Genomic DNA, 23,440 nt, shown 5'->3' with positions numbered 1-23,440 from the left:
GTTCATTCTCTTGACTGTATTAATGACGAAAACTGCTTCAATTTACCACTTTTCGAACGTTTTAAATACATTTGTCTTTCAAACAGAATAGTAAGTCCGTTTTCAAGATAATGCTCCATTTCGTCTTTTATCATCTTTATTTTGTTTGGAGAAATAATATTGTCGCTAACATAGTGAATTTTAAAAGTATCGAGTTCGAGTTGTTCAATAACAAACTCTTTAACGTTACCATCGTTTTCAATAATACTTTTTGTAACGTAATAAAACGTTAATCCGGCTGCTTTTTTCCCGCTAGGTAAAATGGCAATATCATTTGTTCTACCTATTAATTTTTCTAGAATTGGCTTTTTGAGTGTGCTTTTTTTTGAAAGAACACCTACATCTCCAATATCGTATCGTATAAATGGTTGTGAGCTGTTATATAATGATGTGATGACTAAACGCCCTGCTTCTCCATTAGGTAAAACATTGTTGTGTTCATCTAAAATTTCTACAAAAAGTGTTTCACTATTCACAACCCATTCACCTTTCGTGTTTTCAAAAGCAATTAAATCTAATTCCGAGGCGCCATATTCATTAATTATGGGTACTCCAAATTGTTTTTCCATAAGCTGTTTGTCATCTTTAAAAAGCATTTCAGATGTTACGACACAAGCTTTTAAAGTAGGACAAACGGTTTTAAGTATGATGTTTTTATTCTGAAGATATTTTGCAAATTGAACGATAGGGCTTGTGTAGCCATTCATATAAGCAAAAGGTTTCTTTTTAAAATCCATTAACCAATTTTCAAGGGCTTTATCATTTAAATCAAACACATTAAACCGGTATCTGTTACTAATAAGATCTTTAAGTTTTTCGGTGTAATAACCTTTCTTGTCAAGAGGTATGCCGTAAAAACGTGCTTGTTTGGTGGTATTAAAATTTAGGTTAAACCAAGAGAACCGATCCATGATAACACTCCAGGTTAACGCATGTGTAAATTTGTCTTTGGAAAAAATAAAGGGATGACCTGAGGCTCCAGATGTTTTATCAATATAAATATCGTTTGTAGAAAACCCATCAGATAAAAGCGTTTCTAAAGGTTGTTGCAAATCTTTTTTCGTCATAATTGGAACAGAACTCCAATTTAATGGATCTGCATGTTTTGCAAACGATTTGTAAAATGAATTATGCTTTAAATGATAAGTAACAATCTCTTGCTTTTTAGTTTCAATATATGTGTTAAACTCGGTATCATTTCTCTTTTGAATGGCCTTCAAAGCGATTTGAGCTTTTCGTATAGGAAAGCCTTTAAGTTTTAAAGAAAGATTGAAAAAATCCAATAAAATGATATTTGTAAATGACTAAAAAACAAATCTAAAGATAAATCCTATTTTTTGAATGATTATAAGAAAAAAACATTGATGAATTCATGGCTAAACCTAAAAAGCCATTATTTTTGCATTCGAGAAAATGACAAAGGTTTTTAAAAAGTTTACAAGTTGTTATTCTGAGGAGCACTAAAAGTGCGACGAGAGAATCTGTTTAATTTTAGTTTATAATTTAAACAGATTACCGCAGTCCTAATGTCCTTCGCAATGACAACCTTTAAAAGCCTTCAATAAAAAATGATCATTCTCACGTTAATGGGATTTTAAAAAAACAAATACAATGAACATCTTAATTCTTGGTTCTGGAGGAAGAGAACATACATTCGCTTGGAAAATTGCTCAAAGTGATAAATGCAGCCAATTATTTGTTGCTCCGGGAAATTCTGGAACAGCTGAAATTGCAACTAACGTAAATATTGGAGTGAATGACTTTGAAGCTATTAAGGAGCTTGTTTTAAAGGAAGGTGTTGATATGGTTGTTGTAGGACCAGAAGACCCGTTGGTTAATGGTGTTCATGACTATTTTTTAAACGACGAGGCTATTAAACACGTGTCTGTTATTGGACCTCAAAAAGTAGCTGCAGAATTAGAAGGAAGTAAAGAGTTTGCCAAGGAGTTTTTGTACAGGCATAATATTCCGACTGCAGCATACGAAAGTTTTACAAAAGAAACAGTTGAAAAGGGATATGCCTTTTTAGAAACTTTAAAAGCCCCGTATGTTTTAAAAGCAGATGGATTGGCAGCTGGGAAAGGTGTTGTTATTCTTAATGACCTTGAGGAAGCTAAATCCGAATTAAAGAGTATGTTGGTTGATGCCAAATTTGGACAGGCAAGTACAAAAGTAGTTATTGAAGAGTTTTTAGATGGTATTGAATTAAGCTGTTTTGTATTAACAGATGGCACAAACTATAAAATCTTGCCAACGGCAAAAGATTATAAACGTATTGGCGAAGGGGATACAGGGTTAAATACAGGTGGTATGGGAGCGATTTCTCCAGTGCCTTTTGCAACGGATGAATTCCTTAGTAAAATTGAAGAACGTATTGTAAAGCCAACTATTGAAGGCTTTAAAAAAGATAATTTACCTTATGTGGGATTTGTATTTATTGGACTTATTAAAGTTGGAGACGACCCAAAAGTTATTGAATACAACGTACGTATGGGAGATCCAGAAACTGAAGTGGTATTTCCAAGACTGAAAAATGATTTGGTAGAGATACTGGAAGCTATGGCCAATGGTACATTAGATAGCATTGATATTAAAATAGATGAACGTGCAGCTACTACTATTATGTTGGTATCTGGAGGCTACCCAGAGGCTTACGAAAAAGGAAAAGAAATTACAGGAATAGAAAACATTCAAGATTCTATACCTTTTCATGCTGGAGCTATTTTGAATAATGGTAAAGTAGTCACCTCTGGTGGACGTGTTATGGCTATTACATCATATGGAGACACATACCAAGAGGCCATAAAAAAATCTTACCAAAATATAGAAAAACTACATTTTGATAAGATGAATTATCGTAAGGATATAGGTTTTGATTTAAACTAAATTTATAATAAAAGTAGTTTTACAAAAACGAGTGAGAAGAAACGCTTTTGTCTTCTTCGTTGTTGTCGTTAAATATTTTAAGTTGCTTCATCCAATAGGCTGTGGCAACAAAACCTATAATAAGAAAAATCCAAGAAACTATATTCGCTAAGAACCAGTTATCTAGTTCAAGAGCTCTTAAGGCATCATATGGTGCAAAAAGAACATTAACAAATAAATCCTCTATAGCGTAAAAGAAATCTTTCATGTAGTTATATTTATTGTTTTCTAACCATTTTATAGTTAGTATATTTACGTAGCAAAAATACAAAAAGAGTTAATGATTACAAGCATTTTTAGTAAATCTAAATCAATAAATTTCATCATTGTTTTTTTAATAGCGCTTTTGGCTTTTATAGTTGCCAGAGTAAATTTAACAGGTGAACCAATAACAATGGTGTTCATATTATGGCAAATAGCCTTACTTTTTGTTTGTTATATGTCTATTCTGCTTTTAAACTTTATTGCTAGCAAGAATAGCTTAACATTGAACAATAGTTATGAAATTTTACTATTCAGTCTGTTTTTGTTATTGATTGCTCCTACCACTAGTAGTACAGATATCATCCTTTCTAATTTTTTCATTTTGCTAGCGTTGAGGCGCATTATGAGTATTCGATCTCAAAAAAATGTAAAAAAGAAATTATTCGATGCTGCTTTTTGGATAGCGATTGCATCGTTATTTTATTTTTGGACTATTCTGTTTTTTGCCTTAATACTAATCACCCTAGTACTATATTCAGATAATAAGTTAAGACATTGGATTGTGCCTTTTTTAGGTGTTATTACTGTTTTTGTAATTGCCATAAGTATCTCTATAGTTCTATATGATGGTTTTTTTGAAATACTCGATATCTTACCAGGGATTAGTTATGATTTTAGTAACTATAATTCTATAAAGTATATGGTTGCTATTACATTGTTAATGTCTTTTGGCATATGGTCATCTATATTTTATTTAAGAAATATTAAAAAGAAAAAGAAAGATTTTAGAGCATCTTTTAAAATTGTTATTGTGGCAGCTATAATAGCTTTTTTAATAGTGCTTCATGCACCCCAAAAAAACGGAAGCGAATTTTTATTTATGTTCGCACCCGCAGCAATAATCATAACAAACTATATTGAGATTATTCAGGAAAAATGGTTTAAAGAGGTATTTATCTTCTTGCTTCTTATAGTGCCATTTATAACCTTATTGTTGTAACTTTTCACCAAAGGCTAAATCGCCTGCATCACCAAGCCCGGGAATAATATAGCCTTTATCGTTTAGTTTGTCGTCAATGGCAGCTATCCATAGATGTGTGCTACTATCAAAATTGTTTTTAACAAAGTCAACACCTTCTTGAGCTCCTATAACACTTATTAAATGAACTTCTTTTGGAGTTCCAAACGGTTTTAAAGCTTCAAAAGTTGCTACCATCGATTGTCCGGTAGCAAGCATTGGATCCGCCAGAATAAGTGTTTTGTTTTCCAAATTAGGACAGGCTAAATATTCAACAATAATTTCAAAACTTTCAGGGTGGTGTTTATGATGTCTGTAAGCCGAAATAAAGGCATTCTCAGCTGTGTCGAAGTAGTTTAAAAGTCCGTTGTGCAAAGGGACACCAGCTCTTAAAACGGAGCACAATACAATATCATTGTTTAATAAATCAATCTTACAATTACCTAAAGGAGTTTCTGTGGTTGAAGCAACATAATTTAGGGACTTACTCATTTCATAACCCAAGATTTCACCTATACGTTCAATATTTCTTCGAAAGCGCATACTATCTTTTTGAATAGTAACATTTCTAATTTCTGAGATGAACGTGTTTAGTATGGAATTCTCTTTAGATATATTGTGAATATGCATGCGGCTATATGTCTTTTTGAGTAGTAAAGTTAACTAAATATAAAGTATATTTGCACTTTAAAATTAAGACAACATGTTTACAGAAAAAGCTAACAAAATATTTCAAGATGTTATTGAAAAATATCATGAAATAAATACAGTAGATCAACCTTTTGAAAATGCTTATGATAAGAGCAATTTATTAGAGCATTTGTTGTACAGGAAATGCTGGATTGATACTGTACAGTGGCATTATGAAGATATTATTAGAGATCCTCAAATTGATCCTGTAGCTGCTTTAACATTGAAGCGTCAAATAGATGCTTCTAATCAGGACAGAACAGATATGGTTGAATACATTGATAGCTATTTTCTTGAAAAGTATAACGGTGTTGAGGCTAAAGCAGACGCTACAATTAACACAGAAAGCCCAGCTTGGGGAGTAGATAGGTTATCTATTTTAGCATTGAAGATTTACCACATGAATGAAGAAGCGACTAGAACAGATGCTTCTGATGGCCATAGAGCAGCTTGCCAGAAAAAATTGGATGTTTTGTTAGAGCAACGTGTAGACTTGTCTACGGCTATTGATACATTACTTAGTGATATTGAAAAGGGTGATAAGTACATGAAAGTTTACAAGCAAATGAAAATGTACAATGATGATGAGCTAAACCCAGTATTAAGAGGGCAAAAATAAGACTTTGTCATCCTGAGCTTTTTTCAGGATCTCATCACTTTTGTTGAGTGAGATGCCAAAACAATTAAAACATATTTTAGTAATACGTCTTTCCGCTATGGGAGATGTAGCAATGACCGTTCCTGTACTTAGGGCATTCAGTCAGAAACACCCTGAGGTAAAGGTTACTGTGCTTACTCGTGCCTTTTTTGCACCTTTTTTTCGAGACTTAAAAAACATTACTGTTTTTCCGGCAGAGGTTAAAGGGAAACATAAAGGTGTTCTTGGGCTTTATAAGCTTTATAAAGCGTTAAAACGACTAGAAATTGATGCTGTTGCAGATATGCATAATGTGTTACGAAGTAATATTCTGAAGGTTTTTTTCACTGGAAAACGATTTATTCAAATAGATAAAGGGAGGGCCGAAAAGAAAGCTTTAATCTCTGGGGAAAACTTTGAGCAATTAAAAACCACGCACCAGCGGTATGTTGATGTGTTGGAAGCTTTAGGCTTTAGGTTGGATTTATCTAATCCAACTTTTCCAAATAAATCAACTTTAAATAAAAAGCTTCAAACGCTTGTAGGTACTGATTCTAAAAAAATAATCGGTATTGCTCCTTTTGCTGCTCATGAAGGTAAAATGTATCCTTTAGATTTAATGAAAGAAGTTATTTCAATGCTTTCAAAAGAATATAAGGTTGTTTTATTTGGGGGCGGTACAAAAGAGGTAGCCATTTTAAACGATTTTGAAGAAGGTTTAGAGGGCGTAAAGAGTCTTGCAGGTAAATTATCACTTGATGAAGAATTAGATGTGATTTCTAACCTAGAAATCATGGTTTCGATGGATTCTGGTAATGCGCATATAGCTGCTATGTTAGGGGTGAAGGTTGTTACTATTTGGGGTGTTACCCATCCTTTTTCTGGATTTGCACCATTTAATCAGCCAAGTGATTATGCTTTACTATCAAATAGAGACCAGTATCCGGAAATCCCCACATCTATTTATGGTAATAAGTACCCGGAAGATTATAAAGAGGCATTAGGAAGTATTTCTCCGAAAGAAATCATTGAAAAAATTAGAGACATTATATAAAGTTGATGTGATTTTTTCAGAGAAAAAATCAGTGTTAAGTGTTTGTCATTCAGAGCGTAGCGAAGAATCTCTATTTTAACGCAGAAACTGATGCAATTTTACATTTGTCCAGATTCTTCGCTACGCTCTGAATGACAAAATACTGTTTGAAATGCATGTGCATGTAGATAATTGATTTACAATGCGTAATTGCGTCTGACTTTCGTTATTTATCAAATTGAGTTTCGCCCATTTTCTCTTCAGTTTTCATTTTTTTAATGTACTGACTAGGCAAAACCCCGAATTGTTTTTTAAAGCATTTTGAGAAGTAAGATGCTGTGTTAAAACCGGTCATATACATAATCTCTTTTACAGATAAATCACTTGTTTCTAAAAGCTGTAGAGCGCGTTTTAAACGAATGTTTCTAATGAATTCTCCAGAAGACAAACCTGTTAGTTCTTTAAACTTCATAAAAATGTTTGAACGGCTAAAATTCATTTCTTTAACCAGAACTTTAACATTAAACTCTGTATTCATCATGTGTTTTTCTATAATCTCAATAGCTTGTTGTAAAAACTTTTCGTCTGCAGATGTTACTGCTACATCTTTAGGTTGCGATATTATTTTTCTGTTAAATTGTTTTCTTAATTGTTCACGGTGTTCTAGAATATTAGAGAGTTTAAGTTTTAATAAATCGATATTAAAAGGTTTTCTAATATAGTCGTCTGCACCGTTTGTAAAGCCTTCTACCTCATTTTCTTCTGATGCTTTTGCAGTAATCATTACAACTGGAATATGACTGGTTTCTTGTTTCGTTTTAAGTTGTTTACAGAACTCAAACCCATCCATTACAGGCATAAAAATATCTGTAAGTATAATGTTAGGTTGCAAATATTTTGCAGCTTCTAAACCTTCTTTCCCATTTTCGGCATGATATATATTGTATTGTTCGCTTAAGGTTTGGGAAATAAAATCCCTTATTTCGCTATGGTCATCTACAACTAAAAGTATTGGTAATTTCGACCTTCTTTTTGAGAATATTTTATCAATAATTTCGTCGTTTACATCTCTTTTATAGCTGCTAGTATTCTTAGGCATCATAAACCCGAGTGTTTTATCCTCAGATTCAAAACTTATATTGGGAATGTATAAATAATCCTCTTTGTTTAATGGAAGCTTAAATGTAAAAGTACTTCCTTCGTTGTGCTTACTTTCAACATCTAAGAATCCTTGGTGTAATTCTGCTAATTTTTTAGCATAGGAAAGCCCAATACCTGCACCTTCGGAACCTTGCTTTTTGGTTGGTCTTTTATCCACATAAAAACGATCAAAAATATGTTTGATTTTATCTGGCTTAATACCAGGACCTGAATCTTTTACTTTAATAACTAAATAATCCTTTAATACAGAATCATTGATTTGGTTTTCTTTTACTTTAGAAATTTCAATGATAATGATCCCATTGTCTGGCGTAAATTTTATGGCATTAGATAATAAATTATTTAATATTTTTTCAACGGCATTTGGATCGAACCAGGTTGTTATGTCGTCATCAGAATTCAATATTTCAACAGTTATATGACGTTTTTTACAATGAAATTGAAAAGGCTCAATAAGTTCGTTTATAAATTCAACGATATTGCTCTTGTATAGCGTTAGCATCATTTTACCTTTATCCATTTTTCTAAAACCGAGCAATTGATTAACTAAGCGCAATAATGAATCTGTATTTTTTTGCATTAAGTTAAATTGTTGCAAAACGTTTTTTTTATCTAATCTATCATACGATTGTTGTAGATATTCTAAAGGTCCTTTTATTAGTGTTAAAGGTGTACGGATTTCATGCGATATGTTGGTGAAGAATTCTATTTTAAGTTGTTGTAATTCTTCATTTTTTTCTTTTTCAAAATGCTCTAATTCCAATTGGTGTTTCTTGGTAGTATTTATTATTGTGTATTTTCTAAAGGCGATCAACAGACCAATAAGAATTAAGGAATAGACAAAATATGCTATATTAGAGAGCCAGAAGGGCGGGCTAATATATATTTTTACTTGAGAAGGTGTATTGTCCCATAAGCCATCATTATTTGTTGCTTTTACATAAAAGGTATAAGATCCGGGTTCCAAATTTGTATAGGATGCAAATCGTTTATTAGAAGGGGTTTGTTCCCAATCTTCATCAAAGCCTTCTAATTTATAAGCAAATTGATTTTTTTGGGAAGCAGCATAGTGTAAAGCCGCAAATTCGAAAGAGATATTGTTTTCAAAGTATTTTAGATTAATCTCTTGTGTTTTGCTTATGGTTTTTTTTAATATAACACGATTATTAATTTTTTCTCGAACAGATACAGATTCATTGGAGATTAGAAAATCAGTTATCATGGTCTCTGGTTCAAATGTGTTTTCAATTAGGTTTTTCGGAAAAAAAACATTGAAACCATTAATGCCACCAAAAAGCATTTCTCCATTTTTTCTTTTTAAAGAGGCTAATTCTTGAAATTCATTATTTTGAAGACCGTCATTAACATTGTGATTTTTAAAAGTATTTAATTCAGGATCAAATTTAGAGAGCCCTTTATTTGTTGATATCCATAGATTTCCGACTTCATCTTCTAAAATACTCTTTATAATTTTATTAGGTAATCCATCTTTTTGCGAATATCTTTTAAACTTAAGGGAATTGTTTCCAGGTTGAGGAATAACTTTATTGAGACCACCACCAAAGGTTCCTATCCATATATCCCCCTTATTGCTTTCATAAATTGGTAAAATATAATTATGACTTAACGAGGTTGTGTCTCCAGGAATATTTTTGTAGACTTCAAACTTAGGATGCTTTTTTGCGACTTCTTTTTTTGAAAGCCAACTTAAACCATCTCCAGTGCCAAACCAAATATTACCTTTACTGTCTTCAAAAATATCTCGTATAATGTCGTTTGAAATACTCTTTGGATTATTTTGATCGAAAGAGAAGTTATCCTTCACATAAGTTCCCTCCTTTTGTTTTGGAGACCACCTATAAACACCACTATTATAGGTCCCTATCCATAAAACACCACTGCTATCAAATAAAAGGGAAAATACACTAGTGTTAATACCTGGAATTAATGCAATGTCGTTTTCTTCTATTTTATTAGGATTGGTAATATCTAATTCGAATAATCCGGCATTTTCTCCTCCAAATAAGAGGAATTTTTTAGCGCCTCTTTTTATTTCTGTTATAGTAAATACTTTTGGAATAGAGTTGAAGTTTATAATCTCCTTGTAGTCACTGTTCTTTTTAATCATATTTAAACCTCCGCCTTCGGTTCCAACCCAAGTGTTTCCATGGCTATCTTCAAAAAAAGCTTTTACATTATCATGACTTAAACTATTTTGGTTTAGGTCCTTTCTAATATGTTTAAATTGCTTTCTTTCCAGATCGGTTTTGTTTACACCGCCCCCTTTTGTTCCTACCCAAATAATTCCTGTGCGGTCTTTGTATAAAGAAGAGATATTATTTTTACTAATACTATTGGGATTTCTGGGGTCGTAAGTAAATCGTTTTGATAGCTTTGGGAATTCTAAATTAGGATTTCTTTTTAGATATAATAGTCCATTTTCGCTACCAACCCACATGTTATTATTATTGTCTATTATAAAAGAATTAACAACCTCTTCAATAACCTTTTTTATTACCAGCGAATCTCTATCCTGAGTTTGGTAATAAAGACCTTCATCTGTAGCTAGAATTAATCTTGCATCATTATCTTCTCCAATAAAGCGGACGGAGTTATTAGGTAGATTAAGGTCTTTGTTAACATGGCGAAAATACATGTCTCCATTGGGTTCTCTTGAAAGTTTATAAAGACCACGAAAACCACCAGTCCATAATTGTCCTTTACTATCTTCGAAGATGGTATTCACGGCTTGAATATTGGGGCCTCCTACTATATAAGGCTCTCTTTGAGCTTTAAAACGTTGAAATTCGACCGAATCTTTGCTTTTTTCTAGATCGAGCATATTTACGCCATTGGTTGTCCCTATCCATAGTCTATTTTCTCTATCTCTATAAATTGTAGCTAGATAATTGCTATTTAAGCTCTTTGTGTTGTCTTTTTCATATTTATATGTTGTAAACTTTTCTGTAGATCTATCAAAGAACATGAGACCACCGCCGGTTGTAGCTATCCAAAAGTTTCCATCTTTATCTTCTTCAATATCATATATTAAGTTACTAGTAATACTTCCTGGTTTATTAAGCTCCAGATTGAAGACTTTAAATGAATACCCGTCATATTTATTTAAACCATCGTGTGTAGCAAACCACATAAAACCGTCTTTATCTTGATGAATTTGGTTAATATCACTTTGAGATAAGCCGTTATCTGTTGTAATACGTTCAAAATATCCTAGATTTTGGGAGGTGCTTATTCTTGGCAAGAACAAACAAAACACAAAAAGGAACATTCCAAGCAATTTTTTCGCCCAGAAAATTCTAACTACTAGTTTTACGTTTCTTATAATCATTAGTTAATCTAATTTTTATTTAGAACCAATAATTTTAAGGCATGGTTGTTAGGGGCTATTAGGAATGCTGGAGTCTTGTTTTTTCCTAAATGGATTGGTTTAATTTCTTTGATTTCTCCATCAACGAACAACCCGGTATTTTCTGAACTTAATACAGAGAAGCCATCTGCGCTTCCTTGTAAAACGCTTGTTAAGCTAGCATCATTGCGTGGGGTCTCAACTTCTGCTCCGTATAAGTTACCTCCAATTAATAAATCTGGGAATTCGTCACCATTATAGTCAAGACTGACAAATTTGTTTATTGATGAGAATTGGGAGCGATTAGGCAATTTAATAAAATTAAAGGTACCATCCCCATTATTTTTTATTAAATGGTGTGCAAAGGTATTCGCAGAATAGCTTAAAGATCCTTTTAGCATGCCTTCTCCGTAAATATCAATTAAGTCCGCATTGGCAAAAGATTCAAAAGTTTCAAACCTCTTTTTAATAGCTGGTATTTGTTGCGATGAACATTCTCTACCTCTTAAAGGTAGTTTTTTTCCATTTTTTTCATAGCTTAAAACGATGTCTGATGATCCATTTTCATCAAAATCATTAGCATAAACCTGAAAGGGTTCCTTTTTACTTGCTTTGTACTTGTAGTTTAACCCTAGGTTTCCTGCTAAGTAATCCATGTCGCCATCGTTATCTACATCAAGCTTTTCAATACTATACCACCACCCGGTATAGTTTCCAGAACCGAGTTTTTTCGTCTCTTCTACAAATTTTGCCCCCATATTCTTAAAGAACCTTATTGGCATCCATTCTCCGGTAACGATTAAATCTAATTTACCATCCTTATTATAATCATCCCATATAGCGCTGGTAACTAAACCGGCTTTATTTAAATCTGGAGCCAAATCTAAGGTTACATTTGTAAACTTTAAATCGGTATCTTTTCCACCGTCATTTCTTAAAATATAGCTTTGTGCAGGATAAGGGTATTTTCCAGGCGTTATTCTACCGCCTACAAATAAATCTAAGTCGCCGTCTTTATCATAATCTCCTGCAATTACATTTTGTCCACTTGCAGTAATCTCGGGTAATGTACTTTCTGTTTTAATAAAACCATTGGCGGTATTGATATATAATCTGTCTTGATACTCGGTGTGCGGTTTACTCTTGTCATTACCTCCATTTACAACATACAAATCCAAATCATTATCATTATCTGCATCAAACAATAAAGCACCAGTGTCTTCATACTGTGCATCTTCATTCCAAGGACCTTCGGTTAGTTGGAATGTGTTATCGTTATTTTGAATATATAATGCGCCAGAACTACCAGAAGCATTACCAATAAAAAAGTCCTCTAATCCATCTCCATTTACATCACCAACAGCAAGAGCAGAACCTGAGTTGGAATATCTGTGGGGAAGTAAAGGTTCGAATTCAAAATCATTATAAAAGTTCTCTTTATGGGAAAAATTAATGCCAGATGAATCAGTTATATCTTTAAAATGGCTTTTTGAAATAGCCTCTTTTTGTGTTGAATGGCTATCTTTAAAATCGATTTCTAGTAATTGATTTGGTTTAATCTTTTCTAAGACCTGCTCATTTCCGTTTGGCCATGTGATTTTTAATTCTTCTATAATTTTTGATGCTCCAATACCAAAATGAAAAATAGGCTCTATACTGGATTGATAACCTCTTGTAGTAGTGAGTTCCTGAGTTTGTTCAAAACTACTGGTCTTTACTTTAACTTTAGCACCAAAACCAAAAGGGTTTTTGGTAGATCCATTAAGTTTAATTTTTAAATAATTGTTCTTGGATTTTTGAGTTTCATTGGTGTAAATCGATGCATGATCATCCATGTTATTTATAACAAGGTCGAGATCCCCGTCATTATCTAAATCTACAGAAGTAAACCCATTTGAGAACCCTTTTTTGTTTAATTGCCAATCTTTTGTAACTTTAGTAAAGGTGAAATCACCATTGTTTTTGTACGCATAGTTTGCAATAGGTGTACTGGGTAATTTTGTGTAATCTAAATCTTTTTTGAGGCCAAAAAGCCTTTGGTTTTTATATTCCTCGTTAACATCATTGTTATTAACATCGCGTTTTACACCATTAGTAATAAATACATCTTTCCAACCATCGTTATCGAAATCGGCAAATAAAGCCCCCCAGCTCCAATCTGTAGTTGCCATTCCGGCAAATCTCGAAATATCACTGAGCATTGGAAGTTTTTCATTGTTTATGCCATTATTGAGTTGCAATGAGTTTTGCATGTATTGATGATTAAAACCTAAATCAACAGCTTCATAAAAGGTTTTTGGGTTCATACTAGCCATATTGGTTTTAGATCGGCTGTAATCTTCTGCGGTCATGTCTACCTGTAATACATCAATAAGACCATCATTATTAAAATCGGAAGCATCTATGCCCATTCCAAACATAGAGGTATGCCTGGCAGCTTTATTAGATACTTCGTTAAATGTACCGTCACCATTGTTAAGATATAAGTAATCGGGTACATTAAAATCGTTTGAGAGATAAAGGTCTTTAAACCCATCATTATTAAAATCGGAGGCAACAATGCCTAAAGTAAGTCCGAAGCGTTGTACTCCCGCAGCAGTAGTTACATCTGTAAATGTACCATCGCCATTATTTTTATATAAATGCCCAGAGTCTTCAAACCTATTGTTATCCATTTTTCTTTTGTAATACATATTTCCCATACTCACTAATACTATGGGGTAATTTGCAACAAATAGGTCTAAGAATCCGTCGTTATTATAATCGAAAAAAGTTGATTGTATTGATTTGCTTTTGTCAGCAATACCATAAGATTCCGCTTGTTCTGAGAATGTATTATCCCCATTATTTATAAATAGCTGATTTGCAAAGTTTCCGGATTTTCCAGATACACTTAGATAAATGTCTAAAAATCCATCATTGTTTACATCTGCCATGGTGGTTCCGGAATACCACCTAGAATCCCCGCTTACACCAGCAGATTCTGTAATGTCTTCAAATTTGAGGTTTCCTTTGTTTAAGTAGAGTTTATTAGGAACCAGGTTACCGGTAAAATATAGGTCTGGTAAGCCATCATTATTGATGTCTCCAGATGACACACCACTTCCTAAATAAAGAAAAGGAAAGTCAAAATAATTTAGTGTATCGTTTTCAATAATATTATTGGAAAAAGTAACTCCTGAAGATTTGGGAAGTAACTCTTTAAAATGTGTAGGATCAGAATTTGTGGATTCTTTTTTACAAGAATAAATACTGATAGAAATTACTATGAGAAGAAATGTTTTTTTCATAAAGAAATAGATATAAAAGGAATCATTTTTTAAAATGATTCCTTTTATTAAAAACCAACTAACTCTATTAACAATTAATACCCTTCGTTTTGATCCCAACTTGGGTTTCTAACGATATCATTTTCTGGAATCGCAATGTATTCTCTTCCAGGTTTATAGGCATCGGTTCTAGCACTTTCTGATTTGAAATCAGGGTTATCTACAATTCTAGATTTAACTCTACCCCATCTTAATAAATCAAAGTATCTAGTACGCTCAAATGTTAATTCTTTTATACGTTCATCTTCTATGTCTTGCATTGTAATGGAAGCGTGAGGAGGCATATCAACTCTAGCTCGTACTTGATTAATGGCATCTAACGCTGCTGCAGTAGAACCGTTAAGCATAAATTCTGCTTCTGCAAACATTAATAATACATCTGCGTATCTTAAAATTCTTAAGTTGTTACCTGCACCGTGCCATCCGCCGTCAAGAGAATGTTCTCTACCATTAAACTCCCAATCTTGCCATTTGTTTCCAAAAATATTGGTTCCAGCAGCAGAATATGCCTCTTCATACGTTGCATTTTCGTAAGATCTTGAAGCCAGTACTTTACCTTCATAAGTCGTTGTTTCACTTGAGTTCCAAAAGAAGGTTGTAAAAGTTCTAGGGTCAATTTCTCCATTTATAGTTTGCTCATCTAAAAACAAATCTAAAGCCCATTGATTTACTCGCATTCCGTTTTGACCTGTAAAGGCTGTAGGAGCTAAATCTGGTTGGTACCCGGAACCTTTTCCTGAATTATCTCTATCTGCTCCCCATCCGGTATTACCATCAGAAACCATTTGAATTTCGAATAGTGATTCTGCATTGTTTTCAAACTCTTCGGTAAAATTAGCGGCATAGTCGTCCATAAGAGAATAAGCTCCTCCCATTACTTTAGCAAACTCTGCTTTAGCCTCTGCATGTTTTTGTTGGTACAAATATGCTTTACCTAATATACCTGTAGCTGAGCCAGATGTAACACGTCCTTTCTGATCTGCCGGCCATGATGCTGGCAATAAGTTTTGGGCATTTTGTAAGTCAGACTCTATTTGTGCCCATACATCATTAGGATCTGCTTGAGGAATTGCTGTAGGGTCATCTATTTCCGATATTGGTAATGTAATTATTGGTATATTTCTCCAGCTATTTAAAAGATTGAAGTAATTAAAAGCTCTAATAAAATAGGCTTCACCAATAATATTATCCCTCAATGTAGTATCCATATCTTCTATGTTTGGTACATGGAAGATCACTTCATTTGCTCTGGCTACACCTTGAAACATGGCTTGCCATACCCAGAATGTAGCATTACTATCGGAAGTACCACTAAAGTATCCTACAGCTGTTCTTTCTGAGGTATTAAATCCGTTAATAACATCGTCTCTATAGTCGGACGTAAAAACCTCAAATCTGGTATAATACCAAATATGAGTAAATGGTGCATAAGCTCCGTAAATACCCTTAGTGGCATCCGTTTCATTTTGCCAGAAGGAGGTTGGAGTTATTGAATTTGGGTTTACCTGGTTGAGTTTGTCTTCCGAACAGTTCAAATTCATTAAACAAACAGCAAGTAAGACAAACACAATTTTAAATGAATTCTTTAATTTTTTCATGTTTTTCATATTTTATTTTTTAAAAAGAAACTTGTAAACCAAGTTGAAAAGTTCTTGGTGTAGGATAAGACCCTTCATCTACACCTCTATTAAATAAGGTCGTGCTGTTGGTTAAAATGTCCTGATCTTGACCAGCCCCTCTGTTGTTTCTTCCTACCTCTGGGTAGTACCCTGTATAGTCTGTAATAGTAAATAGATTAATTGCAGACAAATAGAATCTGATTTTCTCTAATTTTATTTTGTCCAGAATAGAACTTGGAATTGAATATCCTATTTGAGCATTTCTTAAACGGAAATAGGCTCCGTTTTCTAAATAAAATGTTGACATTCTACGGTTGAATCCAGGATCAGATTGTGTGTTTCTAGGAATACTTGTATTGGTGTTCGAAGGTGTCCAGGCATTTAATGCATCGGCAAGGTAATTACCGTCTGTATCGAAATAACCTCTGTACTTAGTACCGTTTAAAATAGTATTACCTGAAACACCGTTAAAGAATAAGCTTAAATCGAAGTTTTTGTACTCTGCTGTCAAGTTGATTCCATATTCAAAATCTGGAGCAGGATTTCCTAAATACGTTTGGTCGTTTTCATCAATCATACCATCAGGACCACTTCCGTCTGGACCACCTATATCTTTAAATTTTAAATCACCCGCTCTTGGGTTTCCAGGCTGATCGTTAGCTGCTGTAGCTTCTGCATCTGTTTGGTAAATACCATCAAGTACATAGCCATAAAAAGAACCTACAGGCTGTCCTACATCAGTTCGTGTACTAAATATTGTATTAGAGGTAAAAGAACCTTGATTAATTGGTGACCCACCACCTAGCGAAGTCACTTCATTATTTAAAATAGAGAAATTACCTGTTGCGCTAAAAGATAAATCGCCTATTTGGTCACGATAAGTTGCCAAAAATTCAAACCCTTTATTCTCTATGTTTCCTACATTTCTTGGAACATCATTCCCTGTTCCTGTAATAAATGAAAGCGGAATGGCAAGAAGAATATCTTCAGATTCTTTAATGAAATAGTCCATAGTAACATTTAACTTATTGCTTAAAGCACTAAATTCCAGACCAATATTTGTGGTTTTTGTAGTTTCCCACGTTATAAATGGATTCACACTATTTGTTATGGCATATCCATTAACTCTATCTTGGCCATCACCTACTACATAATCACTAAATAGATTTAGAACAGCATCTGTTTGATAAAAAGCCACATTATTTGAACCTACTTCACCATAACCTGCTCTAAGTTTAATGTTTTTTAAAGCATCAAAGTCTTCCATAAACGGTTCGTTACTAATATTCCAACCTATTGCGGCAGAAGGGAAATTACCCCATCTTAAACCATCTTTAAACAGAGAAGAACCATCTCTACGTATTGATGCTGTTAAGATATACCTGTTATCGAAAGTATAATTAAGTCTACCGAAATACGATTGAATAACAGAAGTGGCTTCCTGAGAGATGGCACTTTGTACTTCACCTGCAGAAACAACACGTACGTCATTATTCGGGAAGTTTATAGAGGTAGCACCTAACGTTCTTATTTTATTTACCTGCTCGGTAGTACCTCCTATAAGATCGACAGTATGCTTACCAAAAGTCTTATTGTAATTTAGAGTGTGCTCAATTAAGGTTGATAAGAAAACTGTGTTTCTTTCCGTTAATTCAGAATTTGCTCTTGTAGTACCATCGTAAATTACTTGTTCGTCTGGACTGAATCTGTAGTTGTTATCTGTATATGATTCTATTCCTGCATTTAGTTTATAAGTTAGGCCATCAAAGATTTCAAAAGAACCTGTTACATTCCCTAATACAGTATTTCTTGTAACTGTTCTATCTTCAAGTGCAGCTAGTGCTAATTCGTTAGCCAAAGTACCAGGACCATAAAAACCGGCAGGAGTGCCGCTAATACCTCTGGCTTCCAGGTCGCTTGCGCTCCATTCACCTGCATCATTTCGCAGTCTTATGGTTGGAATGAGGTTTCTTTCCCTGTTAAAGAACGGGTTCGGGTTATTAACTGTTCTTGTTAATCCTATAGTACTCTCTAGTTTAAATCTTCCTTTGGTAAAACTTCCGTTGGCTCTAGCGGTAGTTCTTTCAAAATCGGAAAATTTCACGACTCCTTCCTGAAAATAGTGATTAAGAGACAAGCCAAAAAGAGTGTTTTCTCCACCACCAGAAATACTTAGATTAGTATTCTGAACAGAAGCTGTTCTTAAGGATTCACCATATAAATCACTGCTGTAGTTTGGGTCAAACTGAGTGTCGTTAGCAGGGAATCTTGCAGTACCATCGTTGTCATTAGCTTCATTTACAATATCTGCATATTGTCTTGCGTTAGCCCAATCGAAAGTATTAATAACTTTTTGCACACCATAGCTTGTGTCTAAATTAATACTAACTTTTCCTTTAGTTCCTTTTTTGGTAGTGATTATAACAACACCATTTGCTGCTCGAGAACCATAAATGGCTAATGCAGAAGCATCTTTTAAAACAGAGATGGTATCTATATCTCCCGGGTTAACGGTATTCATATTACCTGTTATCATACCGTCAATTACAAATAAGGGGCCAATATCTGTAAATGTAGATGTACCTCTAATAGTAATGTTAGCAGAAGCTCCCGGTGAACCACCTGAAGATTGTACGCTAACCCCTGCCATTCTACCTTGCAAGGCTTGAGAAGCATCTGTGAAGGTAAAGTTGTCGATGTCTTTACCGCTGACTGATGCAACAGCTCCAGTAAGGTCACTTTTCTTTTGGGAACCGTAACCAACAATTACAATTTCTTCTAATTGACTAGCGTCCTCAACTAAGATAACATCAATTTTACTTCTTCCTCCCACAGGAACTTCTTGGGTAACATACCCCAAATAGCTAACAACTATTGTTTCGTTGTTTGCTGCTGAAATAGAAAAGAGTCCATCAAAATCTGTTTGAGAACCAATACTTGTCCCCTTAACTATTACATTGGCACCTGCTAATGGCTGGTTAGACTCATCTTTTACAGTACCAGTAATAGTGTTTTGAGAGTGTCCAACGGATATTCCTGCTAACCAAACCATGGTTAACATAAAAATGCGATGTTGGCATTTTTGCTTAAGTAGTTTTAATAATTTCATACACGTTTAAGTTTAATTTTAATTAGTTATGAAAACTACCTAAACAATAATTTGAACCATGATCCAAATGAACAAATCCTTATAACTAGAGAACAAAACAATAGTAGTAAAAATCCTACACAAATAAAAAAGAAAATAAATTAATCTCTTTGTTTATAATCGATTAGCGGGCTGCTGCTGCTGTTTGTCGGCTATATCAAATGATCATTTATAGCTATAAATGAAGAAAAATTCAAACAAAATCGTAAGAATTTAAAACGTTTTTGTTTGGGATAAAATTAACAGATAGTTGATGTTTTAAACATCATCGAAGTCTATAATAAGAGTTGGTGAAGTGGGGTGTGCCTGGCACGTTAAGATTAAGCCTTCTGCAACTTCGTTTTCGGTTAGAATATTATTTTGCCTCATAGTTGCTTCGCCTTCTTTTATGCGGGCCAAACAACTACTGCAAATACCACCTTGACAAGAATAAGGAGCATCAATATCTTCATCTAAAGCAGCTTCAAGAACAGTTTGCTTTTGAGACATTTCGAATGTAGATTCCTCATCGTCAACAGTAACCGTTACTTTGGTTTTTCCATTTGGAACAATGTCTTCTTGTATTTCTGCAGGCTTAGCAGCTTTAAAAAGTTCGAAATGTATACGGTTTTCATCAATACCATGATCTGTTAAAACGTCTTTAACTGTATGGATCATGGCTTCTGGTCCGCAAAGGTAAAAAGCATCAACATCTATGTGTTTATGCTCATTTTTCATAACATAATTAACCGTGCTTTTTTCAATACGACCAAAAATGGCATCTTCTTTGTCTTGTTGGCTAAATACAAATTGTATAGAAAAACGGTCTTTATATTCGTGTTGAAGTTCCAATAGCTCGTTTAAAAACATAGTGTCTTGGGTAGTTTTGTTTCCGTAAACCAATATAACTTTGCTATAAACTTCTTCTTCTAAGGCGCATTTTATTATACTTAAAACGGGTGTAATACCACTGCCAGCGGCAAACGCAGCAATGTTTTTTGTTTTAGAATCGTTTGGTTCGAAAACAAAACGTCCTTTTGGAGGTGCAACTTCCAGAATATCTCCCACTTGTAATTGGTTGTTGGCATAAGATGAAAAAGTACCGTCTTTTACGGCTTTAACGGCTACCTTTAATTCGCCACTTTTTGGTGAAACACATAAGGAATAATCTCTTCTTACATCATGTCCTTCAATTACAGTTTTTAGGGTTACGTATTGCCCTGCCTTAAAAATAAAGGTGTCTTTTAAGTTTTCAGGAACACTAAAAGTAATGCTTATCGATTCGTTAGTTTCTCTATTTATTGAAGCAACTGCAAGTTTGTGGAATGATGACATGTATAAATTTTTGACAAAAATAGTAAAGTTGGTTTGCAAATTTTAACTTTGACTGTAACAAATCCACTAAAATTTTTACAAATACGTAGAACTTATAAATGTTAACTAAAAATTTTTAAAAAATGAAGAAAATCTTATTTGTGTGTATGCTTATATTAACAGTTACTGTTAAAGCTCAGGATAGTAATACGGAATTTAAAAATGTAACAGTTGAATTTATAAAACTTACAGGAGCAGGAGCTGCATTTGATAGTGCCATCGATTTAATTGGAAATAGTGTTTCAGAAGCCAACAAAGAAGCTTACTTGAAAGAAGCCAAAGGTACCTTAGAGGGCTTATACGCTAAAATGGCCGAGCTTTATATGGCAGAATTTACCCTAAATGAAATTAAAGAATTAGTTGCTTTTTATAACACAGACTTAGGAAAGAAATTGGCTGAAAAGCAATTGGACTTAACTCAAAAAGCAATGAGTTATGGGCAAACCTGGGGCATGAAAATACAGGGAATAGCCCAAAAGTATAATTAACCAAAACTATGATAAAAAACTTTTTAAAGTTAGAGTGGAAGTCTTTTTTAAGATCTGCCAGCTTTGGTAAAAGTGTGGCTGCAAAAATATTAATGGGTTTTTTCGCTCTGTACTTTATAGTTATGTCTTTAGGTATGGGGTTGCTCATGTATCATGGGCTTAAAAAAACATTTCCAGATCAAGACCCATTGGTTATTGTAAACAATAATCTTTTTTACTGGATTATAGCCGACTTAATGTTTAGGTTTTTCTTTCAAAAATTGCCAGTAATAAGTGTAAAGCCGTTACTTACATTACCAATAAAAAGGAACAAAATTGTTAATTATGTTTTAGGGAAATCGGTAGTGTCTTTTTTTAATTACTTGCCCCTTTTCGCTATTATACCATTTGGAACAACTTTAATTGTAAACGGTTATCCGCTAAATTCTGTATTGATCTGGATGTTAGCACTTACTTTAGTGTCGTTATGTGTTAATTTCTTGAACTTTATTATTGAGAGTTTTTCGGCAGAGAAAGAACTTTCTTTTTTACCAATAATAGCTTTAACCGGAGGGTTGTTTGTATTAAACTATTTTAATGTTGTTTCTTTTACCGAAATAGTTGCATATGGGTTTAATGCTGTTTACGAAACACCTGTTTTAATTGGTATTCTAATACTTGTCTTAATATGCTTATATCTCTTTAACTTTAAAATTTTAAAGCAAACACTATTTTTAGATAGTGGTTTAAAAAAGGAAGTGAAAGAAGTTAATACCTCTAATCTTGAATGGACAAATAACTTTGGGAGTATAGCTCCTTTTATGCAATTGGATTTAAAATTATTATGGCGAAATAAGCGTACTAAATCTTCTATTTGGATATTGTTAATAGGCCTGTTTTATGGCTTGATTATTTACCCACAACCTATGTATCAAGATAAGCCATGGTTTTTTGCTTTTGTTGGTGTTTTTGTAACGGGAATCTTCTTAATCAATTTCGGGCAATTTATCCCAGCCTGGGATAGTGGTTATTATAAACTGCTTATGAGTCAAAATATTAAATACGAGCAATACTTAAAATCGAAATTTACACTAATGGCTTTTAGCGTTATTATACTATTCGTATTAAGTATTCCGTATGTTTATTTTGGATGGAAAATATTATTAGCCCATTTTGCAGCAGCTATTTATAATGTAGGTGTTAATACCCATGTTATTCTATATGGGGGATCTTTTAATCGTAAAAAAATTAATCTGGATCAAAAAGCAGCTTTTAATTACCAAGGTACAGGTGCGGTACAATGGCTTATTGGGATTCCCTTATTTTTAATTCCTATGATAATATTTGCACTGTTTAATTTTCTGGTGAGTTTTGAAGTAGCTTGTTTAGTATTGGCAACACTTGGGGTTATAGGAGTTGTTTTTCATCAAAAGTTAATGAAAGCAATTACCAAAAAGTATATGGAATCGAAATACAAAATGATTAACGCTTTCGATCAAAACAATTAACAAAAAGAATTATGATAACAACTTCAAATTTATCGAAGAAATATAGTGGAAATGAGGTTTTAAATATAGAATCGTTAGACATTCCAAAAGGACAAAGTTTTGGTTTAGTTGGAAACAATGGAGCAGGGAAAACGACTTATTTTAGCTTGCTTTTGGATTTAATAAAACCATCTACAGGATTTATAAAGAGTCATGATATACAGGTAAACGAAAGTGAAGATTGGAAACCGTTTACTTCGGCCTTTATAGATGAAAGCTTTTTAATAGGCTATTTAACGGCAGAAGAATACTTTTACTTCATAGGAGAATTGCGAGGGCAGAATAAAGCGGATGTTGATAAACTGGTAGCTCAATTTGAAGACTTTTTCCATGGTGAAATACTTGGTCAAAAAAAGTATTTACGTGATTTAAGTAAAGGAAATCAGAAAAAAGCAGGTATAGTAGCTGCATTAATAGGAAACCCCGAAGTTGTTGTTTTAGATGAGCCTTTTGCTAATTTAGATCCTACTACTCAAATTCGACTTAAAGGTATTATTAAGAATTTAGCCGAAAAACAAGGTACTACCGTTTTAATTTCTAGTCATGATTTAATGCATATAACAGATGTTTGTGAACGTATTGTGGTTCTTGAAAAAGGTGAAGTTGTAAAAGATATAAAAACCAGTGAAGCCACTTTAAAAGAGTTGGAAGAGCATTTTGCTTCTTAGTATTCAGTATTCAGTATTCAGTGCTCAGTGCTCAGTGCTCAGTGCTCAGTGTTCAGTGAGCAGTTTGCAGTTTCAACCTCACTAATAGCGTGATGCTCCAGTTTTTTGCTAATGCAAAACTTGGCGTGTTAGCGCCTTCGCGAGAATTTATTATATTAGTATTCTGTAAAAAGTTTTCCATTGTACTTCCAAAAAGGCTCTCAGCAGTTCTATAATTCAATGTATAACACGCATT

At 33.5% G+C, this 23,440-nt stretch carries 15 protein-coding genes; 7 read left to right on the top strand and 8 right to left on the bottom strand.

The genetic code is table 11. The annotated features are described in order from the left end of the window. Positions 1 to 2: 2 nt before the first annotated feature. Positions 3 to 1,322: a phenylacetate--CoA ligase family protein gene (locus tag C1H87_RS11905; protein ID WP_102756028.1), complete on the bottom strand. Its 1,320-nt coding sequence runs from the start codon at positions 1,320 to 1,322 to the stop codon at positions 3 to 5. Between the two features lie 328 nt (positions 1,323 to 1,650). Between C1H87_RS11905 and purD the strand changes: the two genes are divergently transcribed. Beyond that, positions 1,651 to 2,925, top strand: a complete 1,275-nt coding sequence (purD, locus tag C1H87_RS11900; RefSeq protein WP_102756027.1) for a phosphoribosylamine--glycine ligase — start codon at positions 1,651 to 1,653, stop codon at positions 2,923 to 2,925. A 19-nt stretch (positions 2,926 to 2,944) separates the two neighbouring features. Here purD and C1H87_RS11895 read toward each other — a convergent pair whose 3' ends face one another. After that, positions 2,945 to 3,172: a DUF6341 family protein gene (locus C1H87_RS11895; RefSeq protein WP_102756026.1), complete on the bottom strand. Its 228-nt coding sequence runs from the start codon at positions 3,170 to 3,172 to the stop codon at positions 2,945 to 2,947. 72 nt (positions 3,173 to 3,244) lie between these two features. Between C1H87_RS11895 and C1H87_RS11890 the strand changes: the two genes are divergently transcribed. Further along, positions 3,245 to 4,168 (top strand): DUF6427 family protein, encoded by a 924-nt coding sequence (locus C1H87_RS11890; protein WP_102756025.1) that lies wholly within the window; start codon positions 3,245 to 3,247, stop codon positions 4,166 to 4,168. Here the strand turns inward: C1H87_RS11890 and upp are convergent. Further along, positions 4,157 to 4,816 (bottom strand): uracil phosphoribosyltransferase, encoded by a 660-nt coding sequence (gene upp / locus C1H87_RS11885; RefSeq protein ID WP_102756024.1) that lies wholly within the window; start codon positions 4,814 to 4,816, stop codon positions 4,157 to 4,159. The two genes, C1H87_RS11890 and upp, sit on opposite strands and share 12 nt — an antisense overlap. Positions 4,817 to 4,889: 73 nt before the next feature. Here upp and C1H87_RS11880 point away from each other — a divergent pair, with 73 nt between their 5' ends. Together C1H87_RS11880 and C1H87_RS11875 are read left to right on the top strand one after the other, a co-directional pair. Beyond that, positions 4,890 to 5,495, top strand: a complete 606-nt coding sequence (locus C1H87_RS11880) for a DUF4254 domain-containing protein (RefSeq protein WP_102756023.1) — start codon at positions 4,890 to 4,892, stop codon at positions 5,493 to 5,495. Between the two features lie 52 nt (positions 5,496 to 5,547). After that, the gene (locus C1H87_RS11875) at positions 5,548 to 6,567 is read left to right on the top strand and encodes a glycosyltransferase family 9 protein (RefSeq protein WP_233783104.1); all 1,020 of its coding nucleotides are present in this window, start codon (positions 5,548 to 5,550) and stop codon (positions 6,565 to 6,567) included. A 205-nt stretch (positions 6,568 to 6,772) separates the two neighbouring features. Here the strand turns inward: C1H87_RS11875 and C1H87_RS11870 are convergent, their stop codons facing one another. The 5 genes from C1H87_RS11870 to C1H87_RS11850 all read right to left on the bottom strand — a co-directional run bounded on the left by C1H87_RS11870 (position 6,773) and on the right by C1H87_RS11850 (position 20,484). Beyond that, complete coding sequence (locus tag C1H87_RS11870) at positions 6,773 to 11,056, bottom strand: hybrid sensor histidine kinase/response regulator transcription factor (protein WP_102756022.1); 4,284 nt, start codon at positions 11,054 to 11,056, stop codon at positions 6,773 to 6,775. Between the two features lie 8 nt (positions 11,057 to 11,064). Then, the gene (locus tag C1H87_RS11865; RefSeq protein WP_102756021.1) at positions 11,065 to 14,364 is read right to left on the bottom strand and encodes an FG-GAP-like repeat-containing protein; all 3,300 of its coding nucleotides are present in this window, start codon (positions 14,362 to 14,364) and stop codon (positions 11,065 to 11,067) included. A 74-nt stretch (positions 14,365 to 14,438) separates the two neighbouring features. Further along, entirely contained in the window at positions 14,439 to 16,001 is a 1,563-nt protein-coding gene (locus C1H87_RS11860; RefSeq protein WP_102758245.1) for a RagB/SusD family nutrient uptake outer membrane protein, read from the bottom strand. A 19-nt stretch (positions 16,002 to 16,020) separates the two neighbouring features. Beyond that, positions 16,021 to 19,131 carry a SusC/RagA family TonB-linked outer membrane protein gene (locus C1H87_RS11855; RefSeq protein ID WP_102756020.1) on the bottom strand — a complete coding sequence of 1,037 codons (3,111 nt, stop codon included), beginning with the start codon at positions 19,129 to 19,131 and terminating at the stop codon, positions 16,021 to 16,023. 297 nt (positions 19,132 to 19,428) lie between these two features. Continuing rightward, entirely contained in the window at positions 19,429 to 20,484 is a 1,056-nt protein-coding gene (locus C1H87_RS11850; protein ID WP_102756019.1) for a ferredoxin--NADP reductase, read from the bottom strand. Between the two features lie 122 nt (positions 20,485 to 20,606). Between C1H87_RS11850 and C1H87_RS11845 the strand changes: the two genes are divergently transcribed. The 3 genes from C1H87_RS11845 to C1H87_RS11835 are packed head-to-tail and all read left to right on the top strand — an operon-like array spanning position 20,607 to position 23,205. Beyond that, complete coding sequence (locus C1H87_RS11845; protein WP_102756018.1) at positions 20,607 to 21,011, top strand: DUF2059 domain-containing protein; 405 nt, start codon at positions 20,607 to 20,609, stop codon at positions 21,009 to 21,011. Positions 21,012 to 21,019: 8 nt separating this feature from the next. After that, positions 21,020 to 22,498 (top strand): DUF5687 family protein, encoded by a 1,479-nt coding sequence (locus C1H87_RS11840; RefSeq protein WP_102756017.1) that lies wholly within the window; start codon positions 21,020 to 21,022, stop codon positions 22,496 to 22,498. An 11-nt stretch (positions 22,499 to 22,509) separates the two neighbouring features. Next, the gene (locus C1H87_RS11835; protein ID WP_102756016.1) at positions 22,510 to 23,205 is read left to right on the top strand and encodes an ABC transporter ATP-binding protein; all 696 of its coding nucleotides are present in this window, start codon (positions 22,510 to 22,512) and stop codon (positions 23,203 to 23,205) included. Positions 23,206 to 23,440 lie beyond the last annotated feature (235 nt).

The sequence above is a fragment of the Flavivirga eckloniae genome, assembly GCF_002886045.1.
Taxonomy (GTDB): Bacteria; Bacteroidota; Bacteroidia; order Flavobacteriales; family Flavobacteriaceae; genus Flavivirga; species Flavivirga eckloniae.
This window is presented reverse-complemented; position numbering and strand designations above follow the sequence as displayed.

Coding starts and splice junctions, on each gene's coding strand:
- purD (WP_102756027.1), top strand. CDS start 1,651: ATGAACATCTTAATTCTTGGTTCTGGAGGAAGAGAACATACATTCGCT.
- C1H87_RS11895 (WP_102756026.1), bottom strand. CDS start 3,172: ATGAAAGATTTCTTTTACGCTATAGAGGATTTATTTGTTAATGTTCTT.
- C1H87_RS11890 (WP_102756025.1), top strand. CDS start 3,245: ATGATTACAAGCATTTTTAGTAAATCTAAATCAATAAATTTCATCATT.
- upp (WP_102756024.1), bottom strand. CDS start 4,816: ATGCATATTCACAATATATCTAAAGAGAATTCCATACTAAACACGTTC.
- C1H87_RS11880 (WP_102756023.1), top strand. CDS start 4,890: ATGTTTACAGAAAAAGCTAACAAAATATTTCAAGATGTTATTGAAAAA.
- C1H87_RS11875 (WP_233783104.1), top strand. CDS start 5,548: ATGCCAAAACAATTAAAACATATTTTAGTAATACGTCTTTCCGCTATG.
- C1H87_RS11870 (WP_102756022.1), bottom strand. CDS start 11,056: ATGATTATAAGAAACGTAAAACTAGTAGTTAGAATTTTCTGGGCGAAA.
- C1H87_RS11865 (WP_102756021.1), bottom strand. CDS start 14,364: ATGAAAAAAACATTTCTTCTCATAGTAATTTCTATCAGTATTTATTCT.
- C1H87_RS11860 (WP_102758245.1), bottom strand. CDS start 16,001: ATGAAAAAATTAAAGAATTCATTTAAAATTGTGTTTGTCTTACTTGCT.
- C1H87_RS11855 (WP_102756020.1), bottom strand. CDS start 19,131: ATGAAATTATTAAAACTACTTAAGCAAAAATGCCAACATCGCATTTTT.
- C1H87_RS11850 (WP_102756019.1), bottom strand. CDS start 20,484: ATGTCATCATTCCACAAACTTGCAGTTGCTTCAATAAATAGAGAAACT.
- C1H87_RS11845 (WP_102756018.1), top strand. CDS start 20,607: ATGAAGAAAATCTTATTTGTGTGTATGCTTATATTAACAGTTACTGTT.
- C1H87_RS11840 (WP_102756017.1), top strand. CDS start 21,020: ATGATAAAAAACTTTTTAAAGTTAGAGTGGAAGTCTTTTTTAAGATCT.
- C1H87_RS11835 (WP_102756016.1), top strand. CDS start 22,510: ATGATAACAACTTCAAATTTATCGAAGAAATATAGTGGAAATGAGGTT.